This is a genomic window from uncultured Dialister sp. (assembly GCA_900314595.1).
Classification (GTDB): domain Bacteria; phylum Bacillota; class Negativicutes; order Veillonellales; family Dialisteraceae; genus Dialister.
The window spans coordinates 25,435-33,094 of sequence record OMVW01000018.1; the positions used below are offsets into that span (position 1 = coordinate 25,435).

A 7,660-nucleotide genomic window follows, 5' to 3' on the forward strand; every position below is an offset into this window, starting at 1 on the left:
TATTCTGCCCGCCTTTGGTGGGCCTTTTTCATTGAGGTTAATGGTTGCCGGTCCGCAAGCTATATCCCGAAAGGAAAACTATTTTCACTGAAATCGTGCATTGAGGTTAATGGTTAATGGCTAATGGCTGGCACCCGCCAGTTGTAAATTTTAAATTTCCCGTTTCGGAGAAAAGAATCCTGTTTGTTCTGAAGTGCATCTCTTCTCAGAGTACAATCCTTTCAAAAACGCGAAAAAAGGGCCTTCCCAGCGTCCCCCGCGCTTCAAGGATATAATTCCTATTCTTCTCATTCTAAATGCCAGAAATGGCAAATATTGTATTTCTTTGAAACATTGACGCAATATATTGGGCTATTCGGGGATTTTCATAATGCCTGTGCAAAGTCCCCATATAAAATTCGTGCCCCGTCAGGGGCACACCTTCCCGCAATCCGAAATCCGCAATCCGATTACAGCAGCTGACTCCAACCAGCTATCTCTCCATTGACGCACTAAAAAACCGGCCCCTTTCGAGGTCGGCTTTTTTATTTCCACTCTACAGAGAAGGATCAGTCCTTATCGTCGCCGAGAAGTTCGCCTTCGTCCATCTGGGTTTCAGTGGGTTCGCCGAAGACTTTCTTTTCAGCATGGGGATGCATAACGGTCTTGTAACCTTCTACAGCCAGCTGGAGAGCCAGGATGATCAGGAGTGCTCCGATGATTGCCTGAGCGTAAGGACCCCAGTCGGCAGCGCCTTTCATGATCATTCCGGTCTGGTTCTTAACGATGATTGCCAGAGAAGAAATAGTAACAACCAGCATGAAAGACATCGGTACGAGGAACATCTTGTTGTTCTTGCCTGCGTTGCCGAGCCATGCTGCTACTGCAATGAGGCCGATAGCTGCGAGCAGCTGGTTAGCTGCGCCGAAGAGGCCCCAGATCTTGGCAAATCCGCCCATGCCGAGCATGATGCCGAGGATTACAGTGAGGATGGTTGCAAAGTAGGGGTTAACCATGAGTTTCTTGAAACCGCCCTTGATATCCTTCGGGGTCTGGCCAGGTTCGAGCCAGAATTCCTGGAACATGAAGCGCGCAAGTCTGGTTGCGGTATCAAGAGAGGTGAGGCAGAATGCGGAATAGGTCAGAACCAGCAGGGTGTACATGATATTTTCCATGCCGGAGAATCCCGGGATGGCTGCGATCATAGCTGCGATGCCGCCTGCGAAAATATCGGTTGCGCCTTTTACATGGCCTGTTTCTCTAGCGTAGGCGATAGCGCAGAGGGTGATGATAGCGAGTACGCATTCCAGAAGCATGCCGCCGTAAGCAATCGGTCTTGCATCCTTTTCTTTATCCAGCTGTTTGGAAGTGGTGCCGGAGGATACGAGAGAATGGAAACCGGAAATAGCGCCGCAAGCTACGGTGGTGAACAGGATCGGGAACAGGTACTGGGTGCCTGCCTTGTTGGTTACAACGAAATTGGTGAATGCCGGGAAGAGATCCGGGTTGATGTCAGGATGAGCGCCTACAATGCCGATGATAGCAACGATGAGCATTGCATAGAGTAAGAAAGAAGACAGGTAATCGCGTGGCTGCAGGAGAATCCAGACAGGAGTTACGGATGCTATGGTAATGTAGAGACCAACCAGCCACATCCAGGTGGTGGTGGTGAAATAGAACGGATGGAAATTCATGCCGACAGCCATGCAGATGACGATGGCAGCTACACCGCAGAGAGTGGATACTGCGAAAGATGCATGACGGCGATAAACGGTAAAACCAAAAATAATTGCAATAACAATGAAGAGGATGGATACCATGGCAACGGATGCCGGGGTAGCACTCTTTGCTTCGTTGAGTACGCCGTTTTCAAAGGTAGCGCCGAAAGTGGAAGCTACGATAGCTGCAAATGCTGCAACGACAAGAATCAGGGTGAGGTAGGAGAAAATAATGAAGAGCTGTTTTGCCTTCTTGGACATGTTGGCTTCAATGATTTCACCGATGGACTGGCCATTGTGACGAACAGACGCAAAAAGAGCGCCGAAATCATGAACGCCGCCGAAGAAGATACCACCTACCAGTACCCAGAGGGTAACCGGGAGCCAGCCAAACATAGCTGCGGCAATCGGTCCGGTGATTGGGCCTGCGCCGGCGATGGAGGAGAAGTGATGGCCCATGAGGACCGGAGCTTTTGCCGGTACATAGTCGACACCATCTTCCATGGTGTGAGCCGGAGTCGGGATGTCGCCTTCGCCTACACCCCACTGCTTAACGAGCCAGCGGCCGTAGAAAATATAGCCGCACAGCAGAATTACTAAACAAACTGCCAATAAAACTAAAGTATTCATTTTATCCCCCTTTCCAGGGAAACCAGTAGATTTGGCCGCCATTGGCCATTATGAAATTGTACCACGCGCCGCCCGATTCCCATCATCCTATGCTGCCTGGGCGGTCTCTGATTAAGCTAACAATTCATAATTCTCAAAAACTTTTTTCAGACCTTTTTCCATGCACTTTCCGGCAGAATTGAAATCAAAACGGCCGGTCGAGAGGTCCAGTGCCCCCACATGGTATTCCATCCATCCGTGGAAGGAAAAGCGGAAGGTCTTATAATACTTGCATCTCTTCAATGCTTTTCTCGCATCTTCATCCATGGATCCACAGACGAATATGGGAGAAATGTAGGTATACATGTGACCCGGTCCTATATGGGCCAGCTCCATACCCGTGTTCAGGGCATAATCCCTGAGTTCTTCGAACAGCGGCAGCGTCAGACGCGGCACATTGAATATGAACAGGAATTCCTCCTGCGCCGTAGCCCACAGCTTAGCCGAGTGGAAAAAGAAATATTTCTCCAACTGTTCATAGTACTCACATACTGCGGAGAGCTGGGCATCTCCGGTGAAATGAGGAGTTTCCAAACGGGCCGCTTCCGCAAGTCCCTTGTTTTCCTCCGGCATTCCGCCATCGAAACGGGTGATATTGTAATACCGGCGATAACCGGATATCAGCCTTTCCACCGCTCTCTTTCTGTTCTCCATAAGCCCCTCCTTTCTACGCATAATAAAATGTAATAAATAAAAAACTTGATTAGATGATGTTGGTACAACTATACTCTTTAATTTTCCCATTAGCCAATAAAACTTATCTATAGCAAGTTTAAAATATTGTTATAGCAATGGTTTCTAGTAGCTACTTATAAACTATTTTCCTTTAATATTGACACCTTTATGAATATAGTATACCACTTAAGTAAATGCATGAAAAGAAAATAATGGCAAAATAAACGGATACCGCTCCGGCTCTCCCTCTTCTGACGGGATCCTCGGGGCCATTCTTTATTTCATTCTTTATCCCACCCTTTATTTAGTTCTTTATTTATATACTATATATATGAAATCCCCTGCCTCATGCGAGGCCTTGACGCTTCCCCGAGAAGGCCCGGCGCAGGAAATGGAAAGTCTGCTGCTTTCCTGCCCATCAATCCATCCACGTGAAAACCTGCCGGTGGGGAAACCGGCAGGTTAGGGAGAGAGGGTAATTATTATTCAGAAAAATCAGATACAATCGCTAAGTAAGCTTCACCTCCTGATGGTAAAGATTCCTTTCCCACCGTCTCAAGGGGATTTAAGACCGGTGAGGGAATGATCTCTGTCATAAGTTGACTTCCGGTCAACTTATGTGTTTATTATACCATCTTTTCCCAAAAGCGCAAGTACTTTTTATGACTTTCAGTCATTTAACGATTATAAAATTTCTTTATGCCCACCCGGACCTTCATTCATAAAGCTTATGCTGCATAAATTCCGGTCCTGTTCGTTTTAAAAATTGATTGGAAAATACGAAAAATTTTCTATTTTAACTATCCCCAACCGTCCCCTTATACTTTATAATAAAGTATAAGGTAAAAGAGACTGATCATCATTGTCATCGCCCTTTTTCAGCACCTAAAAACCCCGAAAGTGGGGAAACTTTCAGGGTTTCAGAGAGAGGGCTATAACTGATCAGAAAACTCGAAACAATTGACTGCTCAGTCCACCTCCTTTATGTATCCCGGACTGCTTTCCGGGGAGTTGAAGCTGCTTTTGGGATTTTTAATCGTTGACCATGTTCAACTATAATTATTGGTTCATCTTTTTTCTTGACTGCAAGTCTATTTCATAAAATATTTTCACTTTTTATGAAAATATTTTTCGATACTATTTTCAGAAATTTATAGGTTTCTCCCGTATCCATATTGAAAACAGTGCCGATCCTTTTTGACCATTTTCTCGCCGCTTTCAGTACTGCGGGAACAGAGACAGGGAGTGTTATTATGAAGGGGAGACAGTGGTCTCTGCAGCATACCATCGACGTACGACGCAAAATCCTGAATGCGGCCAAAGACCTTTTCACGTCCCAGGGCTACAAGAAAACCACCATCCGCCAGATCGTGGACAAGTCAGGCATACTGACGGGGAGCATTTATTATCTGTATAAAAATAAAGACGAAATCTTTCAGTCCCTCATCCTGTCGCTCACGAAGCAATGCATCAAAAGCATCGATGAAGTCTGCGAAGGGGAATCGGAAGATTACAAATGCCTCGCCGCCATCTCCGTCGAAATGCATGCCATCCATGCCAGCCCCATCGTATGCGAATGTTTCTACGCAGGCTATACGTCCCCCGCGATTTTCAAGAAATTCGTGGAAACCTATGCAGAGCTGGTGTACGAACTCTTTAAAAATACCGCCACCCCCTACTCCAGGAAAGAAACCTTCCATCAGGCCCTCACCATACGAAGCGCCATGAGCGGTTACGTGATGGCCCATTATTTCATTGAGCCTTTTGACTATGAGAAATATCCGGATCATGTGCTCTCCCTGGTCCTTTTCCTTCATGGGGTCCCCCGGGATAAAATGAGCGGTATCATCGCCCACCTTCATGAACGGGATGAACTCTGGAGCTGCATCGGAAAGCATCTCCGGGATGCGCCGGTAGAAGAAACGGAGAAAGAATAAATCCGCTTCCTCATCACAGCAACGAGCCCCGGCTGATTTTCAGAGTCAGAAATGAATTCATTCACAACCCCGGGGCCCTGCAATAATTACACAATATGTTGAATTATCCGAAATGATAAAGTTATCAGTGAAAGAGGCCCGCATCTTTGAATGGCGGGCCTTTTCATACATAGTTCTCATTGAAAAAGCATAAATTACATGTAAATAGCCGCCTCTTACTATCTAAAAGCCCGCCTCAGCTGATAACTATTTCCCTGAAGTTTTTAAAGAAAGTATACCGGTCCCGGCACCCCCTTTTTATGAATGCATAAAAAGGGACTGGCGGAATTCTATATTGAACAGGTTAAAAAGAAAAATCTATATAAAAGGATGACAATCTCCGGAATGAGTCGGAAAGTTCCTGCCAGTGCCTGTCAACTTTTCACCACCCGCCGCTGCTGAAAAACCCACGATTCCTGTGAGGCATGATATAATAGAAATAAAGGAAACGGAATAATAATAATACTTTCAAAGGAGGAATCATTATGGACGAAATTTTCAGGAGAGGAACCTGCCGGTATTTCAAAAAGCTCACCCCCATCCCCGATGACCAGCTGCTCACGCTGGTGAAAGCAGGCATGCAGGCCCGGGCTGTAGGCAACCAGAAATCCCGCGATTTCATCATTGTCACCCGGGAGGATCTGGTCACTTCCCTTTCCTATAACAGCATCATCGCAGGCCCTGCCAGAAGGGCTTCCGCAGTCATCGTCATCGTAGGCAAAAAAGAAGGCATTTCTTTCCCTGAGGAATGGACCTTCGACTGCGCAGCCGCTGCCCAGAATATCCTGATCGAAGCAGAACATCTCGGCCTTGCCACTCTCTGGATGCAGGTTTATCCCTACCAGGACAGAAAAATCAAAATCAATCACCTCCTGGACCTTCCCGACGATGGAGCGGAAGCTTTCTGCATGATCGCCGTGGGCTATGCAGAAAGACGCCCCGTGCGGATCAACCGTTTCGATGAAAGGGCCATTTCCTATGATCTCTACGGTAAACACACCCAGGCACAGGAAGTGCTGAAAAGAGACCCGCGCACCGACTGGGGCGAATCCTGATTCCTGACGGATAACAGGGAAAATATAAATTTCACAAACTTGCTGTAGAAAGTTATCAGTTATTAGTTATTGGTTTTTAGTGATTGAGGCGCGCATCCATTTTGTGAAGCGCGCCTTTTCGTAATCAGGAAAGACCAGGAATCCCCATCCATGAAAAACCGGAATTACCTCTCTTGACGAAAAATCACTTTATGGTATAATGAATATATCGAAATAATTAAATATTACTCATTAAGGAGAGATACCTATGATTACCGAAATCCACAGCAATGAAGAATTTGAAAAAGAAATCGCAAACCACGCAGGCTACAGCCTCATCGACTTCTGGGCTACCTGGTGCGGCCCCTGCCGCATGATGGCACCGGTCCTTGAAAATGCAGAAAAAGTACTAGGCGACCAGATCAATTTCTGCAAAGTAGACGTAGACGAACTGCAGGAACTGGCAGGAGACTTCGATATCATGTCCATCCCTACCATCATCCTCTTCAAAGATGGTGAAGAAGTCAACCGCATGGTAGGAGCCATCCCGCAGGAAGAATTCATGAACCAGCTGCAGGATATGATGGAGTAAGAGCCATCATCGCTGTTCTTCAAGACCGTCAATGGCCTGTACCGACAGCAGGAACCGGCTTTACCCCTTACGCCTTTAGGAGACAATCCCTGATTTACTGAAAAACTCATACTTTCAAATAAAACCGCCCCTCAGTGATGGGCGGTTTTATAATTATTCCAATTTTAAAAATGAAATCCGGTTAACCCGTATAGGCATCATCCGCCGAATTATGGAAATCCTGCTTCGCGAGCCATTCCTTCTCCTCTTCCGTTTCCGGGATATCGATCCGCTCTATTTTGAAAATGACCGGTCTTGTCCCGTCATTGCAGCAGGCAATCATGATCCGTTCATCATTGGTCCAGCCATGCATGATGGACCCTCCCTGAAGGGCCGTATACACATAGCGGCTGATGGCATCCCAGGCCTCCCCGCAGAACCGGCCATTCATGAGATGATAGAAATCATCCTGCTCAGGCGTCCGCCTCAGAAGGAAGGTATCCCCCTTTTTGAAACAGGGACATTTCCCCGAATTCGGATCAGCCAGATATTTCTTCTGATAAGAAGGAAATACCTTCGTCTCCAGGACCGTGATTCTACATTCGTGTCTCATAACGGACTCCTTTCGTATTGAATACTTTCATAATGACTTTTTTCTTTATTATAGTCAAAAAAGTGATAAGTGTGGAGTGATCAGTGGTAAGTGATGGATATGGTTTCCTGCGGAAACCAATTTATGTAGTGCGCTATCGCGCACGGCCTTCGGCGGGCTGCCACTGCTAATGAGCTTTCACCCCGCCTGTGCAAAGTCCCCATAAAAAATTGCAGCCCATCAGGGCCGCCTCCTTCACTTACCACTTACCACTTATCACTTATCACTTATCTCCTGCCACTCGGATAAACCCCATATAAATAACTCTCTCAGCTTCACATAAAAACATTTAATAATAAAAAAGTAAAAATAAAATCAACTTTTTGTACTATATAGTCGGAGGCAGGAGAAAGGGCCCCCGGGAAATCCTTCAGGAACCTGAATGT

At 46.4% G+C, this 7,660-nt stretch carries 6 protein-coding genes; 3 read left to right on the plus strand and 3 right to left on the minus strand.

The annotated features are described in order from the left end of the window. Positions 1 to 548: 548 nt before the first annotated feature. Both QZN42_RS06075 and QZN42_RS06080 read right to left on the minus strand, forming a co-directional pair. Positions 549 to 2,327, minus strand: coding sequence for a carbon starvation protein A (locus QZN42_RS06075; RefSeq protein ID WP_296955343.1), 1,779 nt, complete (start codon positions 2,325 to 2,327; stop codon positions 549 to 551). Between the two features lie 111 nt (positions 2,328 to 2,438). Then, on the minus strand, positions 2,439 to 3,020 hold the full coding sequence (locus QZN42_RS06080; protein ID WP_296955346.1) for a hypothetical protein: 582 nt from the start codon (positions 3,018 to 3,020) through the stop codon (positions 2,439 to 2,441). Positions 3,021 to 4,294: 1,274 nt separating this feature from the next. On the opposite strand from QZN42_RS06080, the gene QZN42_RS06085 reads away from it, so the two are divergent. The 3 genes from QZN42_RS06085 to trxA all read left to right on the plus strand — a co-directional run bounded on the left by QZN42_RS06085 (position 4,295) and on the right by trxA (position 6,643). Next, positions 4,295 to 4,978, plus strand: a complete 684-nt coding sequence (locus QZN42_RS06085; protein ID WP_296955349.1) for a TetR/AcrR family transcriptional regulator — start codon at positions 4,295 to 4,297, stop codon at positions 4,976 to 4,978. A gap of 524 nt (positions 4,979 to 5,502) precedes the next feature. Further along, positions 5,503 to 6,072: a nitroreductase family protein gene (locus QZN42_RS06090; RefSeq protein ID WP_296955351.1), complete on the plus strand. Its 570-nt coding sequence runs from the start codon at positions 5,503 to 5,505 to the stop codon at positions 6,070 to 6,072. 247 nt (positions 6,073 to 6,319) lie between these two features. After that, positions 6,320 to 6,643, plus strand: coding sequence for a thioredoxin (gene trxA, locus QZN42_RS06095; RefSeq protein WP_296955354.1), 324 nt, complete (start codon positions 6,320 to 6,322; stop codon positions 6,641 to 6,643). A 181-nt stretch (positions 6,644 to 6,824) separates the two neighbouring features. Here trxA and QZN42_RS06100 read toward each other — a convergent pair whose 3' ends face one another. After that, complete coding sequence (locus tag QZN42_RS06100; RefSeq protein WP_296955356.1) at positions 6,825 to 7,235, minus strand: TIGR04076 family protein; 411 nt, start codon at positions 7,233 to 7,235, stop codon at positions 6,825 to 6,827. Positions 7,236 to 7,660 lie beyond the last annotated feature (425 nt).